The sequence below is a fragment of the Streptomyces sp. STAM6 genome, from assembly GCF_054963715.1.
In genome coordinates this window covers 178,201-198,680 of record NZ_JBUEFZ010000004.1, presented here as the reverse complement: position 1 = coordinate 198,680, position 20,480 = coordinate 178,201, and the positions used below count along the sequence as shown (strand labels likewise).

The window sequence follows — 20,480 nt, the reverse complement described above, 5'->3', positions numbered from 1 at the left end:
GGGGCGGCTACTCCTCCTGCTCGTCGGGACGGCCGGCCACGTCGTTGGGGGCGCCTGCCTGGCTGTCGTTCGGGTTGGGGCTGCGGCTCGGGTCCTGCGGGTCCGTCCCGTCGGCCGCGGTCGCGGTCGGAGTCGGGGTGACGGTGACCGTGACGGTCGGCTCCGGGGTGGGCTTGGTGGGCAGCACGGCGTCGCGCGGGTCGGTGCGCGGTTCCTGGACGACGACGCCGACGATGTCGAGCTTGGTGAAGCCGACGTACGGGCGCACGAAGATGTTCCGGGTCAGACCGCCGGTCGAGGGGTCGATGCGGACGACCTCGCCGACCGGGACACCGGGGACGAACGGCTTGTTGGCCTGCGAGCCGAAGGTGACGAGCCGGTCGCCGGGCTTGACCTTCGCCTTGCCGTTCAGCAGCTGCACGGAGAGCGGCCGGTCGCCCTGCCCGGTGGCGAAGCCCAGTTCGTCGGTCTTCTCCATCCGCGTGCCGACGGTGAAGTCCGGGTCGTTGGCGAGCAGCACGGTGGCGGTGCTGGGGCCGACGGTGGTGACGCGGCCGACGAGCCCGTCGCCGTTGAGTACCGTCATGTCGCGCTCGATGCCGTCGTCGGAGCCGGCGTCGATGGTCACGGTCCAGGAAAAGCTCTGGGCCGCTCCTATGGCGATGACCTCGGCGGCCTTGATGCCGTACTGGCCGGCGCCGGCCTTCTTCAGCAGGTTGTCGAGTTCGCGCAGGCGGCTGCGGTTACGGTCGTCACTGCCGAGCTTCGCCTTCAGCGCCGCGTTCTCCCGCTCCAGCTGGGCGATGCGGCTGTGGCGCTCGCCGGAGTCCCGTACGGCGCCGATGGCGTTGCCGATCGGGTTCACCGCGGACGCCATGCCGTTCTCGACGGGGCCGAAGACAGCCGCGGCGGCCCGCCGCGCGCCGTCGACAGGTGACTCCTCGCCGCCGCGGATGTCCACCGTGATCAGTGCGAACGCGATGGCTACCAGCAGCACCAGGAGCAGCCGGCTCTCTCGTGTGTCCCTCACGTGGGTGCGGCCGTGCCTTCCTCGTAGGAATGTTTGTGCCGTTATACCAACGATCAGCCGTACGGGTACGGCAGCACCCGTACGGCTGACCCGGAGGTGCTGCTATCTGCGGGGCTGGGCGTCCAGTACCTGCTGGAGTGCCTCGAACTCCTCGACGCACTTGCCCGATCCGAGCGCCACCGAGTCGAGCGGGTCCTCGGCGATGTGGATCGGCATACCGGTCTCCCGGCGCAGCCGCTCGTCGAGGCCGCGCAGCAGGGCGCCGCCGCCGGTGAGAACGATGCCGCGGTCCATGACGTCACCGGAGAGCTCCGGCGGGCACTTGTCGAGCGTGGTCTTCACGGCGTCGACGATGGCGTTGACCGGCTCCTCGATGGCCTTGCGGACCTCGGCGGCGGAGATGACGACGGTCTTGGGCAGACCGGAGACGAGGTCACGGCCGCGGATCTCGGTGTGCTCGTCGTTGTCGAGGTCGTACGCCGAGCCGATGGTGATCTTGATCTGTTCGGCGGTGCGCTCACCGAGCAGAAGGCTGTACTCCTTCTTGATGTGCTGGATGATCGCGTTGTCCAGCTCGTCGCCGGCCACCCGGATGGACTGTGCCGTGACGATTCCGCCGAGCGAGATGACGGCGACCTCGGTGGTGCCGCCACCGATGTCCACGACCATGTTGCCGGTGGCCTCGTGGACGGGGAGGCCCGAGCCGATGGCGGCGGCCATGGGCTCCTCGATGATGTGCACCTGGCGGGCACCGGCCTGGGTGGAGGCCTCGATGACGGCGCGGCGCTCGACGCCTGTGATGCCGGAAGGCACACAGACGACGACCCGCGGGCGGGCCAGATAGCGCCGCTTGTGGATCTTCAGGATGAAGTAGCGGAGCATTCGCTCGGTGATTTCGAAGTCGGCGATGACGCCGTCCTTCAGCGGCCGGACGGCCACGATGTTGCCGGGAGTCCGGCCGATCATCTTCTTCGCTTCGGCGCCGACCGCCAGGATGCCACCGGTGTTGGTGTTGATCGCGACGACGGACGGCTCATTGAGGACGATGCCGCGACCCCTAACGTACACCAGCGTGTTGGCGGTCCCGAGGTCGACAGCCATGTCACGGCCGATGAACGACATAGAGTTCCCCTTGTTTCCCATGAGGATGCGTCGGGCCTTCCCAGATAGAGCTTGACGGCTTCTCAGGTAGGCGAGACGGATGGTGTGACGCGAAGGATTCCATCGTAGTGCCGCCTTCGCGGACACGGCGCGGTGGCCCGCCTCTGTATAGGTGACGAGGTGTCGGAGCGATGCGTTCCCGATCGGGCTCGTCATATGCCGCAGGGCGACCGAAATTCCTTCGGTCGCCCCAGGTCATGAGCGCTGTATGGCTGACGCCCGGTCAGGAAATGCCGGGGAAGAAAATCTTCAGTTCCCGAATGGCGGACTCCTCCGAGTCCGAGGCGTGGATCAGGTTCTCCCGGACGATGGTGCCGTAGTCCCCCCGGATGGAGCCGGGCGCTGCCGCGATCGGGTCGGTCGGACCCGCCAGCTGGCGTACACCCTCGATGACCCGCTCGCCCTCGACGACGAGCGCGACGACCGGACCGGAGGACATGAAGGCCACCAGCGGCTCGTAGAAGGGCTTGCCCTTGTGTTCGCCGTAGTGCTGCTCCAGCGTGTCCTGGCCCAGCTCGCGCAGCTCCATGGCGGTGATGGTCCAGCCGGCCTTGCGCTCGATACGGCCGATGATCTCGCCGATCAGGCCACGGCGGACCGCGTCGGGCTTGAGGAGGACGAGCGTGCGCTGGGTCATGTGTTACGGCTCCTTGCAGGCATACGTGTGCGGTGAGGTGAGGCTACAGGGGCCGAATGGAGCAGCCGCACCCGGACCTCACCGCTCCGGGTGTCCGCTACGGTGCCGGGGTCCCGCCCGCGGCCGGGGCCTGCCCGTGGGCCTCGCCCTCGGCTGCCCGGGCGGCCCACTTCGCCTTGGCCGCGTCGATCTTGCGGCCGTAGTGGACCGAGGCCCACCACAGGCCCGCGAAGACAGCGCCCAGGAAGAACATGACCGGGACCACGAAGCCGCTCGCGATCAGCGCCACCTGCAGCGCCCAGCCGAGCTGTATCCCACCCGGGCGGGTGATCATGCCGCACAGGAGGACCGACAGCAGCATCGCGACCCCGCACACCGTCCAGACGGTGGTCACGGTCAGGCTGTCGTCCTTCATCGCCACCAGGCCGGCGAACCCGATCACGAAGAATTCACCGATCAGCGTGGACGCGCAGAGCGTACGCATCGCGGGTCAGCCCCTTCCCAGCAGCAGTCGGGCCTCGCCGACCGTGATCACCGAACCGGTCACGAGGACGCCCGCTCCCGCGTACTCGTCCTCCTCCTCGGCGAGGGTGATCGCCGCCTCCAAAGCGTCGTCCAGCCGCGGCTCGACCACCACCCGCTCGTCGCCGAAGACCTCCACGGCGATCGCGGCCAGCTCGTCGGCGTCCATCGCCCGGTGGCTGGAGTTCTGCGTGACGACGACCTCGGCGAAGATCGGCTCGAAGGCCTCCAGCAGACCCCGGATGTCCTTGTCGCCGCTCGCGCCGACGACGCCCACCAGCCGCGAGAAGCCGAACGCCTCGGTGATGCCCTCGGCCGTGGCCCTGGCGCCCGCCGGGTTGTGCGCGGCGTCCAGCACCACGGTCGGGCTGCGGCGCACGACCTCCAGGCGGCCCGGCGAGACCACCGAGGCGAACGCCCTGCGGACCGTGTCCAGCTCCAGCGTGCGGGCGTGCTGGGCACCGATCCCGAAGAACGCCTCCACGGCCGCCAGCGCCACCGCGGCGTTGTGCGCCTGGTGCGCCCCGTACAGCGGGAGGAAGACCTCCTCGTACTCACCACCGAGGCCGCGCAGCGTCAGCAGCTGCCCGCCGACCGCGACCTCACGGGCGACCACGCCGAACTCCATGCCCTCGCGGGCCACCGTCGCGTCCACCCCGACGGCCTTCTTCAGCATCACCTGGGCGGCGTCCACCGGCTGCTGCGCCAGGATGACGGTCGCGCCCTCCTTGATGATCCCGGCCTTCTCGGCGGCGATCTCCGCCGGCGTGGAGCCGAGCCGGTCGGTGTGGTCGAGCGAGATCGGTGTGACGACCGCGACCGAGCCGTCGATCACGTTCGTCGCGTCCCAGCTGCCGCCCATGCCGACCTCGACGACCGCCACGTCCACCGGCGCGTCCGCGAACGCGGCGTACGCCATTCCGGTGAGGACCTCGAAGAAGGAGAGCCGGTATTCCTGAGCGCCGTCGACCATCTCGACGTACGGCTTGATGTCCCGGTACGTCTCGATGAACCGCTCGGCGTCCATCGGGGCGCCGTCCAGGCTGATCCGCTCGGTGATCGACTGGACGTGCGGCGAGGTGTACCGCCCGGTGCGCAGCTCGAACGCGGAGAGCAGGGCCTCGATCATGCGGGCCGTCGACGTCTTGCCGTTGGTGCCGGTGATGTGGATCGACGGGTACGAGCGCTGCGGCTCGCCCAGCACGTCCATCAGCGCCGCGATGCGCGCCACGGACGGCTCCAGCTTGGTCTCGCCCCAGCGGGTGGCGAGCTCCTGCTCGACCTCCCGCAGCGCCTTGTCGATCTCCGGGTCGGCGGGCCGGGCGGGCACGGGGTCGCCCTGGGGCGGTCCGGCCTGCGCCCGCAGGGTGCGGCTCCCGGCCTCGATCACCGCCAGGTCCGGGTCGCGATCGGTCTCCGCCTCGACGATCCGCTCGAAATCGTCGGCGTCGTCGAAGCTGTCGGGGGACGGGGGCTGCTCACTCACAGGGTCAGTCTACGGAGCACCACCGACAGCACAGCGACGAAGGCCCCGGAACCGAGTGGTTCCGGGGCCTTCGCACGGGTGTCACGCCTGCGGCAGGTTCGCCAGCTGGTTCTGGATGCGGGCGATGTCCTCGTCCGCCTTGGCGAGGCGGGTGCGGATCTTCTCCACGACGTTGTCCGGCGCCTTGGCCAGGAACGCCTCGTTCCCGAGCTTCGCCTGGGCCTGGGACTTCTCCTTCTCGGCCGCCGCCAAGTCCTTCGCGAGGCGCTTGCGCTCCGCCGCGACGTCGATGGTGCCCGACAGGTCGAGCGCGACGGTGGCGCCGGCGACCGGCAGGGAGGCGGTGGCGTGGAAGCCCTCGCCCTCCGGCTGGAGCCGCAGCAGCTGCCGGATGGCCGCCTCGTGCGGCGCCAGCGCCGTGCCGTCCAGGTCCAGCCGGGCCGGAACCTTCTGGCCGGGCTGCAGGCCCTGGTCGGAGCGGAACCGGCGGACCTCGGTGACGACCCGCTGGAGGTTCTCGATCTCGGCCTCGGCGGCGTCGTCACGGAAGCCGCTGTCGCTCGGCCACTCGGCGATGACGAGGGACTCGCGTCCGGTGAGCGTGGTCCACAGGGCGTCGGTGACGAACGGGACGATCGGGTGGAGCAGCCGCAGCATCACGTCCAGGACCTCGCCGAGGACCCGGCCGGACACCTTGGCCTGCTCGCCGCCCGCGAAGAACGTCGTCTTCGACAGCTCGACGTACCAGTCGAAGACCTCGTCCCACGCGAAGTGGTAGAGCGCGTCGCTGAGCTTCGCGAACTGGTAGTCCTCGTAGAGCGCGTCGACCTGGGCGACGGTCTTGTTCAGGCGCGACAGGATCCACCGGTCGGTCGCGGACAGCTGCTCGGCCGGAGGGAGTTCACCCTCGATCGTCGCGCCGTTCATCAGGGCGAAGCGGGTCGCGTTCCAGATCTTGTTGGCGAAGTTCCGGGACGCCTTGACCCAGTCCTCGCCGATCGGGACGTCGACGCCCGGGTTGGCGCCGTTGGCCAGGGTGAAGCGGACGGCGTCGGAGCCGTACTGGTCCATCCAGTCCAGCGGGTTGACCACGTTGCCGAAGGACTTCGACATCTTCTTGCCGTTCTGGTCACGGACCATGCCGTGCAGGGCGATGGTGTGGAACGGCGGGGTGCCGTCCATCGCGTACAGACCGAACATCATCATCCGGGCGACCCAGAAGAAGAGGATGTCGTAGCCGGTGACGAGGACGGAGTTCGGATAGAACTTCTCGAGGCTCTTGGTCTGCTCGGGCCAGCCGAGGGTCGAGAACGGCCACAGGCCGGAGGAGAACCAGGTGTCGAGGACGTCGGTGTCCTGGTGCCAGCCCTCGCCGGCCGGCGGCTCCTCGTCCGGTCCGACGCAGACGACCTCGCCGTTCGGGCCGTACCAGACGGGGATGCGGTGGCCCCACCACAGCTGGCGCGAGATGCACCAGTCGTGGAGGTTGTCGACCCAGTCGAAGTACCGCTTCTCCATCTCCTGCGGGTGGATCTTCACGCGGCCGTCGCGGACGGCGTCGCCGGCCGCCTGGGCCAGCGGGCCGACCTTGACCCACCACTGCATGGACAGGCGCGGCTCGATGGTGGTCTTGCAGCGCGAGCAGTGGCCGACGGAGTGGACGTACGGGCGCTTCTCGGCGACGATCCGGCCCTCGGCGCGCAGCGCGGCGACGATGGCGGAGCGGGCCTCCATGCGGTCCAGGCCCTGGAAGGGGCCGTGGGCGGTGATGATCGCGCGCTCGTCCATGACGGCGAGGTTCGGCAGGTTGTGGCGCTGGCCGATCTCGAAGTCGTTCGGGTCGTGCGCCGGGGTCACCTTGACGGCGCCGGTACCGAACTCGGGGTCGACGTGCTCGTCGGCGACGACCGGGATACGGCGGCCGGTGAGCGGCAGTTCGATCTCGCGGCCGACGAGGTGCTTGTAGCGCTCGTCGTCCGGGTGGACCGCGACGGCCGTGTCACCGAGCATCGTCTCGGCGCGGGTGGTGGCGACGACGATGGCGTCGTCACCCTCGCCGTAGCGGATGGAGACGAGCTCGCCGTCGTCGTCCTGGTACTCGACCTCGATGTCCGAGATGGCGGTCAGACAGCGCGGGCACCAGTTGATGATGCGCTCGGCACGGTAGATCAGCTCGTCGTCGTAGAGCTTCTTGAAGATGGTCTGGACGGCCTTGGACAGGCCCTCGTCCATGGTGAACCGCTCGCGCGACCAGGCGACGCCGTCACCGAGACGGCGCATCTGGCCGGAGATCTGCCCGCCGGACTCGCCCTTCCACTGCCAGACGCGCTCGACGAACGCCTCACGGCCGAGGTCGTGACGCGACTTGCCCTCCTTGGCCAGCTCCCGCTCGACGACGTTCTGCGTGGCGATGCCGGCGTGGTCCATGCCGGGCTGCCAGAGCGTCTCGTAGCCCTGCATGCGCTTGCGGCGGGTGAGGGCGTCGATCAGGGTGTGCTCGAACGCATGGCCCAGGTGCAGGCTGCCGGTGACGTTCGGCGGCGGGATGACGATGGTGTACGGCGGCTTGTCGCTGTTCTCGTCGGCGTCGAAGTAACCACGCTCTACCCAGCGCTCGTACAGCTTCCCCTCTACCTCGGCCGGCGCGTACTGGGTCGGCAGTTCGGGGACGGATGCTGGCTGCTGCTGAGTGTTCTCGGTCACGGGCCCAGTTTAGGGGTGTCACAGGGCCGTACTGAAACGGGAATGTTCCGTAACGGTGTGACCCCCGCCGCCTCTCAGCGCGAACGTTTCAGCCAGGATGTGAGGAACGCATAAGCATCTGGAGGGGAACACCTCAATGAGCTACAACCAGCCGGGCCCGTACGGCGGACAGCCTCAGCAGCCCGGACCGTACGGTCAGCCGGGTCCTTACGGCCAGCCGCCGCAGGCCCCCCAGCCCGGTTACGGCTACCCGCAGCAGGCGCCGCAGGGCGTCCCGCCGCAGCAGCCGCAGGGTTACGGCTTCCCGCAACAGCAGCAGCCCGGCCCGTACGGCCAGCCCCCGCAGCAGCCCCCGTACGGCCAGCAGCCCTACGGCGGGGCCCCGGGCGGCTACCCCCCGCCCCCGCCGCCGGCCCCGAAGAAGAAGACGGGCCTGATCATCGGCGCGGTCGCGGTCGTGGCGGCCCTGGGTGTGGGCGCGTACTTCGTCTTCGGCGCCGGCGGCGGCGGCAACGGCGCCGTGGCCGACGACACCAAGGGGTACAAGGTGACCCCGGCCGCGGCGGTCGGCGAGTACAAGAAGAAGGGTGCCGACAAGCCGGTCCCCATGGACGACAAGCAGAAGGCGAACGCGACCGCCACGGGGATCAAGAACCCCAAGATGGTCGTGGCGGAGTACACGGCCGGCGGCGCCTCCGGCCCTCAGGCGAAGAGCATGACCCTGAACGGGACTTGGGGTGAGATCGCCGACCCGGAGAAGGCCATCGACGCGGGGTTCGCGAACTACAAGAAGAAGGAGAACAGCGAACTCGGCGAGGGTCTCAAGATCGAACCGGTCGGCAGCCCGGAGGAGAAGACCCCGAGCGGCTTCGAGGGTGCGCTGATGAAGTGCCAGAACCTCAAGTTCCTCAATGCGGAGGGTGACGGCACCATGGAGAAGGGCCCCAAGGAGTTCGTCATCCCCACGTGCATCTGGGCCGACTACAGCACCTACGGGGTCGTGAACATGGTCGACCCGGCCGGCGCGCTGACCGGCCAGGCGGCGAGCCTCGACCAGGTCGCCGAGATCACCGCGCAGCACTACAAGGCCTCGCGCTCGAAGGCCTGATCGCACAGCGGTACGCACAAGGGCGCCCGCCCGGTCCTCGGTGGACCGGGCGGGCGCCCTTCTTGTGCCGGGGGGTTACGCCGACTTCTCGTGGCGGCCCTGGTCCTTCACGACCCTCGGCACCAGCGTCGGGTTCACGTTGTTGTGGACGACGTCCTCCGTGATGACCACGCGGGCCACGTCCTTGCGGGACGGGACCTCGTACATCACGGACATCAGGACCTCTTCCATGATGGCGCGCAGGCCGCGGGCGCCCGTGCCGCGCAGGATCGCCTGGTCGGCGATGGCCTCCAGGGCGGGGCGGTCGAAGTCGAGTTCCACGCCGTCGAGTTCGAAGAGGCGCTGGTACTGCTTCACCAGCGCGTTGCGCGGCTCGACCAGGATCTTCAGCAGCGCCTCGCGGTCCAGGTTGTGGACCGAGGTGATGACGGGGAGCCGGCCGATGAACTCCGGGATCATCCCGAACTTCACCAGGTCCTCCGGCATGACCTCCTGGAACTGGTCGCTGGCCTCGATCTCGCGCTTGGAGCGGATCGTCGCGCCGAAGCCGATGCCCTTCGCCCCGGCCCGCGACTCGATGATCTTCTCCAGGCCGGCGAAGGCACCGCCCACGATGAACAGCACGTTCGTCGTGTCGATCTGGATGAACTCCTGGTGCGGGTGCTTGCGGCCGCCCTGCGGGGGCACGGAGGCCGTGGTGCCTTCCAGGATCTTCAGCAGCGCCTGCTGGACGCCCTCGCCCGAGACGTCCCGGGTGATCGACGGGTTTTCGCTCTTACGGGCTACCTTGTCGATCTCGTCGATGTAGATGATGCCCGTCTCGGCCTTCTTGACGTCGTAGTCGGCGGCCTGGATGAGCTTCAGCAGGATGTTCTCGACGTCCTCGCCGACATAGCCGGCCTCCGTCAGCGCCGTCGCGTCGGCGATGGCGAACGGGACGTTCAGCATGCGGGCCAGGGTCTGGGCCAGCAGCGTCTTGCCGGAGCCCGTGGGGCCCAGCAACAGGATGTTGGACTTGGCGAGTTCGATCGCGTCGTCCCGGCCCTGCGCGCCGCCGTTCTCGCCGGCCTGGACGCGCTTGTAGTGGTTGTACACCGCGACGGAGAGGGCCTTCTTCGCGGGCTCCTGCCCGACGACGTACCCCTCGAGGAACTCGTAGATCTCGCGCGGCTTGGGCAGTTCCTCCCAGCGCACCTCGCTCGTCTCGGCGAGCTCCTCCTCGATGATCTCGTTGCAGAGGTCGATGCACTCGTCGCAGATGTACACACCGGGGCCTGCGATGAGCTTCTTCACCTGCTTCTGGCTCTTTCCGCAGAACGAGCACTTGAGCAGGTCGCCGCCATCACCGATGCGTGCCACGAGGTGCTTCCCCTTCGCCTGGGAGCGGCTTGGTTCAGCCGGCTCCTGGTGCCTCATATCCGACGGTACCTTGCCGGGCCCCTCGTTCGGGCCCCCCTTGGCACGGTTCACATGGACGTGGGTCCCTGTGCGGTCCGTGCCAAGGGAAGGTCGAGCGTCAGGCTGCCGCCGCGGCGGTGCTCTTACGGGTCGAGACGATCTGGTCCACCAGGCCGTACGCCAGGGCGTCCTCGGCCGTGAGGATCTTGTCGCGCTCGATGTCGTCGCGGATCTTCTCGATCGGCTGGGTGGAGTGCTTGGCCAGCATCTCCTCCAGCTGCGTCCGCATGCGCAGGATCTCGTTGGCCGCGATCTCCAGGTCGGAGAGCTGCTCACGGCCGGTGCCGCCGGACGGCTGGTGGATCAGCACACGCGCGTTCGGCAGGGCCATCCGCTTGCCCGGCGTGCCGGCGGCCAGCAGGACGGCCGCGGCGGACGCCGCCTGGCCCATGCAGACCGTCTGGATGTCCGGCTTCACGAACTGCATCGTGTCGTAGATGGCGGTCAGCGCGGTGAAGGAGCCACCGGGGCTGTTGATGTAGATCGAGATGTCCCGGTCGGGGTCCATCGACTCCAGGCACAGCAGCTGCGCCATGACGTCGTTGGCGGAGGCGTCGTCGATCTGCACGCCGAGGAAGATCACGCGCTCCTCGAAGAGCTTCGCGTACGGGTCGTACTCGCGCACGCCCTGCGAGGTGCGCTCGACGAAGCGCGGGACGACATAGCGGTTGTCCACCTGCGGGCCGGTGTAGAGGCCGCTCGCGGAGAAGTTGCTCATGGGGTGTTCACCATCCTGGTGGCGTTCGGCGGGCTGGGAGGCGGGAAGGGCGGTCGGCTCAGGCGCCGGTGCCGCCACCGCCCGGAACGCCCGCGGCGGCAGACATGATGTCGTCGATCAGGCCGTAGTCCTTGGCCTCCTGCGCGGTGAACCAGCGGTCGCGGTCGCCGTCGCGGATGATCGTCTCCACCGTCTGACCGGAGTGGTGCGCGGTGATCTCGGCCATGCGCTTCTTCGTGCGGAGGAGGTACTCGGCCTGGATCTTGATGTCCGAGGCGGTGCCGCCGATGCCGGCGGAGCCCTGGTGCATCAGGATGTCGGTGTTCGGCAGCGCGAAGCGCTTGCCGGCGGTGCCGCCGGTGAGCAGGAACTGGCCCATGGAGGCCGCCATGCCCATACCGATGGTGACGACGTCGTTCGGGATGTACTGCATGGTGTCGTAGATGGCCATGCCGGCCGTCACCGAGCCACCGGGGCTGTTGATGTAGAGGTAGATGTCCTTGTCCGGGTCGGCGGCGAGGAGCAGCATCTGCGAGGTGATCTTGTTCGCGATGTCGTCGTCGACGGCCTGGCCGAGGAAGATGATCCGCTCGCCGAGCAGCCGGTTGTAGACATGGTCGCCGAGGCCACCACCGATGGACGGCTCACCCGCGGCGTAAGGCATCAGATTCGTCACGTATCCACCTGCTCGTCTCTGACGGCTCCGGCCGTCTCAGCGTCTTCGTACTGGGGGCGGGTACTCCCCTGCCCTCGTATTCATGGACCCTAACGCGCTGGTCGGCGGGCGCCATCCCGCTTCCCGAACTGTTCGCTGGGAGCGCAAGGTAGTTGGGTGCCCGCGTGGGGCGTACGGGGCCCGTACGGGCGGCGTGGACGGCCTCGCCGTACGGCGACGGGCCCGACCGCACGCGGAGTGCGGGCCGGGCCCGTCGGAGGCTCTCAGGCCGGGGCTCAGGCCTCGGTCTTGTCCTCGGACTTCTCGTCGGCCGCCGGGGCGTCCTCGGAGGAGGCCTCGACCGTCTCGGCGGTCTCGTCCTCATCGTCCAGGTCGACCGGCTCGCCGTTGGTGTCGACGACCTTGGCGGCCTCGACGACGACCGCGAGGGCCTTGCCGCGGGCGACCTCGCCGACGAGCATCGGCACCTGGCCGCCCTCGACGACGGCCTGGGCGAACTGGTCGGGGCTCATGCCGGAGGAGGCCGCACGCCGCATGAGGTGCTCGGTGAGCTCCTCCTGGTTGACGTTGAGCTTCTCCTTGTTGACCAGCTCGTCGAGGATGAACTGGGTCTTGATGCCCTTGACCGCCTGCTCCTTGGTCTCGGTCTCGAACTCCTCGACCGTCTTGCCCTGGATCTCCAGGTACTTCTCGAGGGTCAGGCCCATCTGACCGAGCTGGTGGTGCTCCAGGTTGTGCTTGCGGGTGTTGACCTCGTCCTCGAGGAGCTTCTCGGGGATCGGCACCTCGGCCAGCTTCAGCAGCTCGTCGAGGACGCGCTCCTGGGCCTGGGTGGCCTGGTCGTACTGCTTCATGTTCTCGAGGCGCTTGCGGCTGTCGGCCTTCAGCTCGTCGAGGGTGTCGAACTCGGACGCCATCTGGGCGAAGTCGTCGTCGAGCTCGGGGAGCTCACGGGACGCGACGGCGGTGACCTTGACGGTGACCTCGGCGTCCTTGCCCTCGGCGGAGCCGCCCTTCAGCGTGGAGGTGAAGGTGGCCTCGCCGCCGGCCTCCAGGCCGGTGACGGCCTCGTCGATGCCGTCGAGGAGCTCGCCGGAGCCGATCGTGTACTGCACGCCGCTCGCGACGCCGTCCGGGAGGACCTCGCCGTCGACCTTGGCCTCGAGGTCGATCGTCACGACGTCGCCCTCGGCGGCGGCGCGCTCGACCGGGGAGGTGGAGGCGAAGCGCTCGCGCAGCTGCTCCACGGACTTCTCGACGTCCTCGTCGGTGACCTCGACGGCGTCCACGGTGACCTCGATGCCGGAGTAGTCCGGGATCTCGATCGTGGGGCGGACGTCGACCTCGGCGGTGAAGGCCAGCAGCTCGCCGTCCTTCAGCTCCGTGATGTCGACCTCGGGCTGACCCAGCGGGTTGACCTCGGCCTCGTTGACCGCCTCGGTGTAGAACTTCGGAAGAGCGTCGTTGACGGCCTCCTCCAGCACCGCACCGCGGCCGAACCGCTGGTCGATGACACGAGCCGGGATCTTGCCCTTGCGGAAGCCCTTGACCGTGACCTGCTGGTTGATCTTCTTGTACGCCGCGTCGAGGCTGTCCTTGAGCTCCTCGAAGGGCACCTCGACAGTGAGCCGAACCCGAGTCGGGTTCAGGGTCTCCACGGCGCTCTTCACGGTTCGGTCTCCTTGTGGCTGATTCATGGATTGGGCCGTAGCCGCGTGGGGGGCGGTTCCAGCCGATCTGCCCGGTCAGAGAGACACACGGGCACGTAGCTTGCATAGTAACCGCAAGCGGGATGAGGCCCACAACGTGATCTTGGTTGCGCTTGATGACCCAGTGGTCGGGGTGGCGGGATTTGAACCCACGGCCTTCCGCTCCCAAAGCGGACGCGCTACCAAGCTGCGCCACACCCCGTCGGTGCGACACGTAGGGTACATGCCCGCAGGCAGTGCGTCGGCACGTTTAAGGGTGTGCGGCGACGGGCCCGGACCCGCTACGATGCTCTTCGTACCGCGGCCCTCGTGACCTGCGGTGCGCTGTATGCGGGCGTAGCTCAATGGTAGAGCCCTAGTCTTCCAAACTAGCTACGCGGGTTCGATTCCCGTCGCCCGCTCCGTCCGGCCGCGGCCCGGGTGGGAGGACATGTTCCCCCGTCCGGGCCGCGGTCGCGTTTCAGCCCATCTGCGCCTTCACGTGGTCCATGACCTCGTTGAACCTGTCCGTGGGTGAGATGTCCAGGAACTCGCAGTCCTCCAGTGCCTCCGGGGCGTGTCCCGGCGCCCAGTAGAAGGCCTGCCCCGCCTCGTAGTGCTCCGGGCCGCCCGGGGTGTGCAATCTGAGCCGGCCCTTGAACACGTACCCCCAATGGGGGCACTGGCAGAGGTCGTCCGGCATGCCCTTCAGCACGGGACGCATGTCGGTGCCCTGGGGCAGGGTGATGAAGGCGGCGGTCATGTCGCCGCCCACCTCGCGCATGCGCAGTTCCACGCCGTCGCTCTCGACGACGACGGGAGTCTCCTCACGTGCGGTTGCCGTCATGACTCCTCCTCGACTGGCCTCTCCTCCAGTCTGGGCCGGGCCGCGACGGGCTGCGAGTCAGAAGCTGATCTGGTTGATCGTCGCCGCTATCGAGTCGAGGAAGCGCTGGATGGAGGGCGCCATTCCGGAGGAGGCGAGAAAGAAGCCGAACAGCACGGCGACGATCGCCGGGCCCGCTTTGAGGGAGCCGCCGCGGATCAACACCACGAGGATGATCGCCAAAAGCAGCACCACAGACAGTGAAATGGCCACAACTGATCACACCCTCGGTCGGTCCCACCTTGCCGGCCCGGGGGTACACGGCCCAGCACCCCCGCTGCGTCCATCGTGCCACCAACCGCCCCACGAACGCTGCGCTGTGACGCATCGTCGGCGTATCGACCCGCGCCGGCCGCGCGCCGTCCGTACGCCGGGGGCGGCGCCCCCGTGGGGGTGCGCGGGGTTCATGCCCGGCCTGGCGTTGCTAAAAACACACTGGTAATTCGGTGTAATCGTTCCCTCGTGCACACACATTGGTCACAGGAAATTCGCAGCGTGTCCGGGCGGTAATTCAGCGTTGATGGCAGCGTAACGATATGCACCATTTAAGGGGGATTAATTGGGGCATAGGGTGCGGTTTGCGGTGGTGTCAGTTACGAATGGGACAGCACTTCGGCGGGTTTTACGAATGCGATGAATCGCTACTAGGGTGCCTGAGATGTTCCAGGCTCCGCATGGAAATCAGAAGGCCCCGCTCCCCCCGGTCAGGGAGGCGGAGGCCGTCGTCACGAGCGCGCGGGAACGGGCCGGGGAGAGACCCGGCGCGCCGGCCGGGGCGGCGGGCGGGGCCCGGCCGGGGCGGGACGCCTTCTTCGACAACGCCAAATACCTGGCGATCGTGCTCGTCGCCATGGCGCACGCCTGGGAGCCGGTCATGGACGGCAGCCGCGCCACCCGGGCGCTCTACATGTTCGTCTACGCCTTCCACATGCCGGCCTTCATCGTGATCTCCGGATACTTCTCGCGGAGCTTCACCGGACGGCCGGACCAGCTCAAGCGCCTGGTGACCGGGCTCGTCGTGCCGTACCTGGTCTTCGAGGTGACGTACTCCCTCTACCGGCGCTGGGCCGGGCACACTCCGGACCAGGCCATCAGCCTGACCGATCCCATCTACCTCACCTGGTTCCTGATCGCGCTGTTCGTGTGGCGGCTGTCGACGCCGCTGTGGCGCACCCTGCGCCACCCGCTGCCCGTCGCCCTGGCCATCGCGGCGCTCGGGTCGCTCACCCCGGGCATCGGCCAGGACCTGGATCTGCAGCGGGTGCTGCAGTTCCTGCCGTTCTTCGTGCTGGGTCTCTCGCTGAAGCCCGAGCACTTCCAGCTGGTCCGGCGCCGGACGGTGCGGGTGCTGGCGGTGCCGGTCGCGCTGGGCGCACTGCTCTTCACGTACTGGATCGCCCCGGACATCCGGATGGGCTGGTTCTACCGCAGCACCAGCGCGGAGGAACTGGGGCAGCCCTGGTGGACCGGGCCCGTCATGACGGTCGCGCTGTTCGGCTGCGCCCTGGTGCTGACCGCCGCCTTCCTCGCGTGGGTGCCCGGCCGCGCGACCTGGTTCACCGTCCTCGGGGCGGGCACCATCTGCGGCTACCTGCTGCACGGCTTCCTGGTGAAGGCCATGGACTACTGGGCGCTCGTCCCCCGGTACGACCTGGACACGCCCGTCGGGCGGATCGTCGTCACCGTGGTGGCCGGCGTCGCGGTGACGGCCATGTGCACGCCACCGGTCCGCAGGGCGCTGCGATGGGTGACCGAGCCGAGGATGGAGTGGGCGTTCCGGCGGGACGTGAGCGGCCTCAGCCGGCGCTGAGGCCGAGCAGCGCCCGCGCCCTCGCGTACTTCGCGGTCAGCCGGGCCCGGGTCGCCTCGTCGAGCACGGCGAGGCGGTCCGGGTCCGCGTTGTGCGCGAGGTCGGCCTCCTTGACGAGGAGGGCGCCCGGCACGGCGAGGACACGCCTTGTGTACGCCTCCAGGTCCTCGCCGGGGCGCTTGGTGAGGGCGAGCACCATCTCCTTGACGGACCGCGGCAGTTCGGCGGCGTCGAGCCACTCGGCGGACAGGGCGTCGTCCTCGATCGCGTCGTGCAGCCAGGCCGCGGCGATCTGTTCGTCGCTCCCGCCCCGCTCACGCACGCCCCGGGCGACCGCTTCGAGGTGCTCGGCGTAGGGCCGCCCCGCCTTGTCGGTCTGGCCGGCGTGCGCCTCGCGGGCGAGGGCTTCCACGACTGCCAGGGTCAGATACGGCACGAATTCCCCCGTAGGTGTCCAGGGCGTGGTTCCAAGCCACACGCCGCTCGTTGATCCGGTCCGATCCACCGGACACGCCCTAGGCGTCCCGGGTGATCAGCAACAGCGCCCGGTCGTCGTTCACGTCCTTCGCGCACGCCTCGATCAGGTGCCAGGCCGCTCCCTCGAAACCGGACGCGACATAGCGGTCGGCCTCGCCGGTCAGGCGGTCGATGCCCTCCGCGATGTCGCGGTCCGCCGCCTCGACCAGGCCGTCGGTGAACAGCATCAGTACGTCCCCGGGGCGCAGGGAGCCCTTCACGGGGTGGAACTCCGCCCCGTCGTAGACGCCCAGCAGAGGGCCCTCGGCGGCCATCTCCTCCCAGCGGCCGCTGCCCGAGTGCAGCTGGAGCGCCGGAAGATGACCCGCCGACAGCAGTTCGTAGTCGCCGGTGTCGAGGTCCAGCACCAGGTGGATGGAGGTCGCGAAGCCCTCGTCCCAGTCCTGGCGCAGCAGATAGCCGTTGGCCGCCGGCAGGAAGCCGTGCGGCGGGAGGGAACCGAGCAGTCCGCCGAAGGCGCCCGAGAGCAGCAGCGCGCGGGAGCCGGCGTCCATGCCCTTGCCGGACACGTCGGTGAGGACGACCTCCAGGGTGCGCCCGCCGTCGCCACGGCCGCCGTGGGTGCGGGCCGCGACCACGAAGTCGCCGGAGAAGGACTGGCCGCCGGCCGGGCGCAGCGCCATCTCGCTGTGCCAGCCCTTGGGCAGCCGGGGCAGGGCGCTCTGCACCCTGATCCGTTCCCTCAGGTCGAAGAGCATGGTGCCGCCGCGCCGCCAGGGCACGCCGACCCGCGCCCGGAACTGGGCGATCAGCAGGCCGAACAGCCCGCACGCCGCCACCACGAGGACCGTGCCGGGCGTGACCCGGGCAGCGCCCTCGGGGTAGGGGCCGAGCACCGCCGACTCGACGATCAGGGCGCCCGCGGACGCGGCGTACAGGCCCAGCAGGCTCGCCGGGCGCAGCAGGAGGCCGCCCGCGACGATCGGCAGGACCAGGGCGGAGGGCGAGCACCACGCCGGCACGGCGATCGTGCAGAGGGTGATCGCGGGAACGGTCAGCAGCAGCCCGGCGAGGGCGATCCAGTCGGAGCCGTCGCCCCGGAAGTAGTCGACGCCGGACTTGCGCAGCGCGATCCGGACCCGGTGGACGGACATCCGCAACCGGGCCGTGTACGCGTTCACTCCGGTACGGGCCATTGGCCTGGACCCTATCCACCCGGTCCGGTCCCGCGCAGGGGGACCCCTGTGACATTGCGTTCGAAATTGGGTCGCCCCGGGCCTCCGGCGGCTGGTACGGATGGCATATGACGACTGAGCTGCGGGTACTGCACCCGTCCGAATGGGACCGCTGGTACGGGCACTTGGAGCTCGCGTTCGGGGGCGTCGCGGAAGCTCCGGAAGAGCGCGAGCTGTGGCGGACACTGACCGAGTGGGAGCGCTCGATCGGCGCCTGGGACGGGGACCTCTGCGTCGGCTCGACCGGGGCCGTCACATTCCGGCTGACGGTCCCGGGCGGTGCCGCGGTGCCCGTCGCGGGCGTGACCATGGTCGGTGTGGCGCCGACGCACCGGCGGCGCGGCATCCTCGCGTCGATGATGCGACGCCAGCTCGACGACATCCGGTCCCTGGGTGAGCCCCTCGCCGTACTGACGGCATCAGAACCGGACATTTACGGGCGCTTCGGATACGGCATCGCGACGCAGCAACTGCGCGCGACAATCGACACGACTCGGGTCCGGCTGTCCGTGCCGGACGGGACGGATGACGTACGGCTCCGGCTCGTGTCGCCCGCGGACGCGAGCGATGCGTGCGAGGCGGTGTACGCGCGGCTGGTCCCCGGACGGCCGGGGATGCTCGCCCGCATGCCGGGCTGGGAGCGGCTGCCGCTGCTCGACCCGCCGAGTGAGCGGGGCGGCGCCTCGCCGCTGCAGTGCGTGCTGGCCGAGCGGGCGGACGAGGTCGTGGGCTACGCCCTGTACGTCAACAAGCCGCAGTGGGCTCCCGAGGGTGCCAAGGGGACGATCACCGTTCGGTCCCTGGGCGCGCTGGACCCGGCGGCGGACGCGGCGCTGTGGCGGTACCTGTTCGACATCGACCTGACCTCGACGGTCCAGTTCTGGAACCGTCCGGTGGACGACGCCTGGCAGCATCTGGTGTCGGACATCCGGCGCTGCGGCGTGACCCCGCGCGACGGGCTGTTCGTCCGGCTGGTGGAGCTGGGCGCGGCACTGGAGGCGCGGACGTACCAGGCGCCGGTGGACGTGGTCATGGAGGTGGAGGACGCCTTCTGCCCGTGGAACGCCGGGCGTTGGCGGCTCTCGGGCGACGCCAAGGGCGCCGTGTGCTCGCGCACCGAGGACGCCCCGGACCTGGCGCTGTCCGTGCGGGAGCTGGGCGCCGCCTATCTGGGCGGTTTCTCCCTCACCTCACTGGCGGCCGCGGGCCGGGTGCGGGAGCTGCGCCGGGGCGCGCTCGCGGAGGCGTCCCTGGCGTTCGGTTCTCAGGTGGCGCCCTGGCTGCCGCACGGTTTCTAGGGCGTGTTGCGCAAGTGAGTCGTCCGCCCGGAGGGCGGGGCGGGGGGGACCCGGTACGTGCGTTCGCAAGGCGGAGGGTGCGGGTACCTCCCGCGCCGCCGGGCGCGGGGGGCGAGGGCGCGGCGGGTCGCGCCGACGACCGACAACACCGCGAGCGTGCGTGCCGGGCGTCCCGGGGCCGGACGGGACTTTCGGAACACGCCCTAGTTCGGCTGGCAGGCCGGGCACCAGAAGAGGTTGCGGGCGGCGAGACCGGCGGTGCGGATCTCGCCGCCGCAGATGTGGCAGGGCAGCGTCGCCCGGCGGTAGACGTACACCTCTCCGCCGTGGTCGTCGACCCTGGGCGGGCGGCCCATCGCCTCGGGGGTGTGCTCGGGGCGGACCGTGTCGATGCGGTTCAGCCGGACCCCCTCGCGCATCAGCTCCACGAGGTCGGCCCAGATCGCGTCCCACTCGCGCCGGGTGAGGTCCTTACCGGCCCGGTAGGGGTCGATCCCGTGCCGGAAGAGGACCTCCGCGCGGTAGACGTTGCCGACGCCGGCGATGACCTTCTGGTCCATGAGGAGGGCGGCGACGGTGGTGCGGCTGCGGGAGATCCGCCGCCAGGCCTTTCCGGGGTCGTCGCCGTCCCTCAGGGGATCGGGTCCGAGCCGGTCGTGTACAGCGGCCTTCTCGCCGTCCGTGATGAGGGCGCATGTCGTGGGTCCGCGCAGGTCCACGTACGCCTCCGCGTCGGCGATCCGCAGCCGGACGGTGTCGGTGGGCGGCGGCGCGGGCGCGTCGCCGAAGCCGACCTTGCCGAACAGGCCGAGGTGGATGTGGACCCACTCCGCGCCGAACCCGAGGAAGAGGTGCTTGCCGTGCGCCTCGGTGCCGTCCAGCACGCAGCCGTCGAGCAGCTGCGCGGAGTCCGAGAACTTCCCCTGCGGGCTGGTCACCCGCACGGACCGGCCGCCGAACCGTTCCCGGTAGTCGGCGGCCAGTCGGTGGATCGTGTGCCCCTCGGGCATCAGGCCGTCGGCTCCTGCGGGTGGTGGGCCGGGATCGGGGGAAGCTCGCCGGTGGTCTCGTACGCCGTCAGCATCTCGATGCGCCGGGTGTGACGCTCCTCACCGGAGTACGGGGTGTTCAGGAAGATCTCAACGAACTTCGTGGACTCCTCCAGGGAGTGCATCCGTCCGCCGATCGCCACGACGTTCGCGTTGTTGTGCTCACGTCCGAGCGCCGCCGTCTGCTCGCTCCAGGCCAGCGCCGCACGGACGCCCTTGACCTTGTTCGCGGCGATCTGCTCGCCGTTGCCGGAGCCGCCGATCACGATGCCGAGGCCGTCCGGGTCGGCGGCCGTCCGCTCGGCGGCACGCAGGCAGAACGGCGGGTAGTCGTCCTGGGCGTCGTAGACGTGGGGTCCGCAGTCGACGGGCTCGTGGCCGTGGGCCTTGAGCCACTCGACGAGGTGGTTCTTGAGTTCGTAGCCGGCATGGTCCGAGCCGAGGTACACGCGCATGGGTCCGAGTGTGGCACGGAGAGGACCGTCCGGCGGTCACCGGGGTGGCACACATCACGATCCTCCGTCCGGCCTTCCGGGCC

General features: G+C 69.5%; 19 protein-coding genes and 2 tRNA genes. 4 read left to right on the top strand and 17 right to left on the bottom strand.

Annotated features, from left to right (window positions below):
• Positions 1-7 precede the first annotated feature (7 nt).
• From mreC to ACY34K_RS07605, 6 genes are all read right to left on the bottom strand, one after another.
• The gene (mreC, locus tag ACY34K_RS07630) at positions 8-1,030 is read right to left on the bottom strand and encodes a rod shape-determining protein MreC (RefSeq protein ID WP_462745096.1); all 1,023 of its coding nucleotides are present in this window, start codon (positions 1,028-1,030) and stop codon (positions 8-10) included.
• Positions 1,031-1,132: 102 nt separating this feature from the next.
• Complete coding sequence (locus tag ACY34K_RS07625; RefSeq protein WP_056640532.1) at positions 1,133-2,152, bottom strand: rod shape-determining protein; 1,020 nt, start codon at positions 2,150-2,152, stop codon at positions 1,133-1,135.
• Positions 2,153-2,414: 262 nt separating this feature from the next.
• Positions 2,415-2,828 carry a nucleoside-diphosphate kinase gene (gene ndk / locus ACY34K_RS07620; protein ID WP_462745094.1) on the bottom strand — a complete coding sequence of 138 codons (414 nt, stop codon included), beginning with the start codon at positions 2,826-2,828 and terminating at the stop codon, positions 2,415-2,417.
• Positions 2,829-2,925: 97 nt separating this feature from the next.
• Positions 2,926-3,312: a DUF4233 domain-containing protein gene (locus tag ACY34K_RS07615; protein WP_462745092.1), complete on the bottom strand. Its 387-nt coding sequence runs from the start codon at positions 3,310-3,312 to the stop codon at positions 2,926-2,928.
• 6 nt (positions 3,313-3,318) lie between these two features.
• Entirely contained in the window at positions 3,319-4,836 is a 1,518-nt protein-coding gene (gene folC / locus ACY34K_RS07610; RefSeq protein WP_462745090.1) for a bifunctional tetrahydrofolate synthase/dihydrofolate synthase, read from the bottom strand.
• Positions 4,837-4,917: 81 nt separating this feature from the next.
• Complete coding sequence (locus ACY34K_RS07605) at positions 4,918-7,539, bottom strand: valine--tRNA ligase (RefSeq protein ID WP_462745088.1); 2,622 nt, start codon at positions 7,537-7,539, stop codon at positions 4,918-4,920.
• Between the two features lie 136 nt (positions 7,540-7,675).
• Between ACY34K_RS07605 and ACY34K_RS07600 the strand changes: the two genes are divergently transcribed.
• Positions 7,676-8,647, top strand: a complete 972-nt coding sequence (locus ACY34K_RS07600; protein WP_462745086.1) for a hypothetical protein — start codon at positions 7,676-7,678, stop codon at positions 8,645-8,647.
• A gap of 75 nt (positions 8,648-8,722) precedes the next feature.
• Here ACY34K_RS07600 and clpX read toward each other — a convergent pair whose 3' ends face one another.
• The 5 genes from clpX to ACY34K_RS07575 all read right to left on the bottom strand — a co-directional run bounded on the left by clpX (position 8,723) and on the right by ACY34K_RS07575 (position 13,410).
• Complete coding sequence (gene clpX, locus ACY34K_RS07595; protein ID WP_031129255.1) at positions 8,723-10,006, bottom strand: ATP-dependent Clp protease ATP-binding subunit ClpX; 1,284 nt, start codon at positions 10,004-10,006, stop codon at positions 8,723-8,725.
• Between the two features lie 157 nt (positions 10,007-10,163).
• On the bottom strand, positions 10,164-10,823 hold the full coding sequence (locus ACY34K_RS07590; RefSeq protein WP_039946446.1) for an ATP-dependent Clp protease proteolytic subunit: 660 nt from the start codon (positions 10,821-10,823) through the stop codon (positions 10,164-10,166).
• A 58-nt stretch (positions 10,824-10,881) separates the two neighbouring features.
• On the bottom strand, positions 10,882-11,487 hold the full coding sequence (locus tag ACY34K_RS07585) for an ATP-dependent Clp protease proteolytic subunit (protein ID WP_462745488.1): 606 nt from the start codon (positions 11,485-11,487) through the stop codon (positions 10,882-10,884).
• A gap of 287 nt (positions 11,488-11,774) precedes the next feature.
• Positions 11,775-13,169: a trigger factor gene (tig, locus tag ACY34K_RS07580; RefSeq protein WP_462745083.1), complete on the bottom strand. Its 1,395-nt coding sequence runs from the start codon at positions 13,167-13,169 to the stop codon at positions 11,775-11,777.
• A gap of 164 nt (positions 13,170-13,333) precedes the next feature.
• A tRNA-Pro gene (locus ACY34K_RS07575) sits at positions 13,334-13,410 on the bottom strand.
• A gap of 128 nt (positions 13,411-13,538) precedes the next feature.
• Between ACY34K_RS07575 and ACY34K_RS07570 the strand changes: the two genes are divergently transcribed.
• Positions 13,539-13,609 (top strand) — tRNA-Gly (locus ACY34K_RS07570).
• A gap of 59 nt (positions 13,610-13,668) precedes the next feature.
• On the opposite strand, the gene ACY34K_RS07565 is transcribed toward ACY34K_RS07570, so the two are convergent.
• Together ACY34K_RS07565 and ACY34K_RS07560 are read right to left on the bottom strand one after the other, a co-directional pair.
• Positions 13,669-14,034, bottom strand: coding sequence for a cupin domain-containing protein (locus ACY34K_RS07565; protein WP_462745081.1), 366 nt, complete (start codon positions 14,032-14,034; stop codon positions 13,669-13,671).
• Between the two features lie 57 nt (positions 14,035-14,091).
• The gene (locus tag ACY34K_RS07560; RefSeq protein ID WP_073751199.1) at positions 14,092-14,286 is read right to left on the bottom strand and encodes a hypothetical protein; all 195 of its coding nucleotides are present in this window, start codon (positions 14,284-14,286) and stop codon (positions 14,092-14,094) included.
• A 445-nt stretch (positions 14,287-14,731) separates the two neighbouring features.
• On the opposite strand from ACY34K_RS07560, the gene ACY34K_RS07555 reads away from it, so the two are divergent.
• Positions 14,732-15,883, top strand: coding sequence for an acyltransferase family protein (locus ACY34K_RS07555; RefSeq protein ID WP_462745079.1), 1,152 nt, complete (start codon positions 14,732-14,734; stop codon positions 15,881-15,883).
• Here ACY34K_RS07555 and ACY34K_RS07550 read toward each other — a convergent pair.
• Together ACY34K_RS07550 and ACY34K_RS07545 are read right to left on the bottom strand one after the other, a co-directional pair.
• On the bottom strand, positions 15,870-16,319 hold the full coding sequence (locus ACY34K_RS07550) for an HD domain-containing protein (RefSeq protein WP_462745077.1): 450 nt from the start codon (positions 16,317-16,319) through the stop codon (positions 15,870-15,872). The two genes, ACY34K_RS07555 and ACY34K_RS07550, sit on opposite strands and share 14 nt — an antisense overlap.
• A gap of 79 nt (positions 16,320-16,398) precedes the next feature.
• Positions 16,399-17,556, bottom strand: coding sequence for a PP2C family protein-serine/threonine phosphatase (locus tag ACY34K_RS07545; protein WP_462745075.1), 1,158 nt, complete (start codon positions 17,554-17,556; stop codon positions 16,399-16,401).
• A gap of 107 nt (positions 17,557-17,663) precedes the next feature.
• Between ACY34K_RS07545 and ACY34K_RS07540 the strand changes: the two genes are divergently transcribed.
• Positions 17,664-18,893, top strand: coding sequence for a GNAT family N-acetyltransferase (locus ACY34K_RS07540; RefSeq protein ID WP_462745073.1), 1,230 nt, complete (start codon positions 17,664-17,666; stop codon positions 18,891-18,893).
• Positions 18,894-19,096: 203 nt separating this feature from the next.
• Here ACY34K_RS07540 and ACY34K_RS07535 read toward each other — a convergent pair whose 3' ends face one another.
• Positions 19,097-19,903, bottom strand: coding sequence for an Fpg/Nei family DNA glycosylase (locus ACY34K_RS07535; RefSeq protein WP_462745071.1), 807 nt, complete (start codon positions 19,901-19,903; stop codon positions 19,097-19,099).
• A complete protein-coding gene (locus tag ACY34K_RS07530) occupies positions 19,903-20,397 on the bottom strand; it encodes a ribose-5-phosphate isomerase (RefSeq protein ID WP_462745069.1) in 495 nt (164 codons plus the stop codon). The genes ACY34K_RS07535 and ACY34K_RS07530 overlap by 1 nt, the downstream gene beginning before the upstream one ends.
• Positions 20,398-20,480 lie beyond the last annotated feature (83 nt).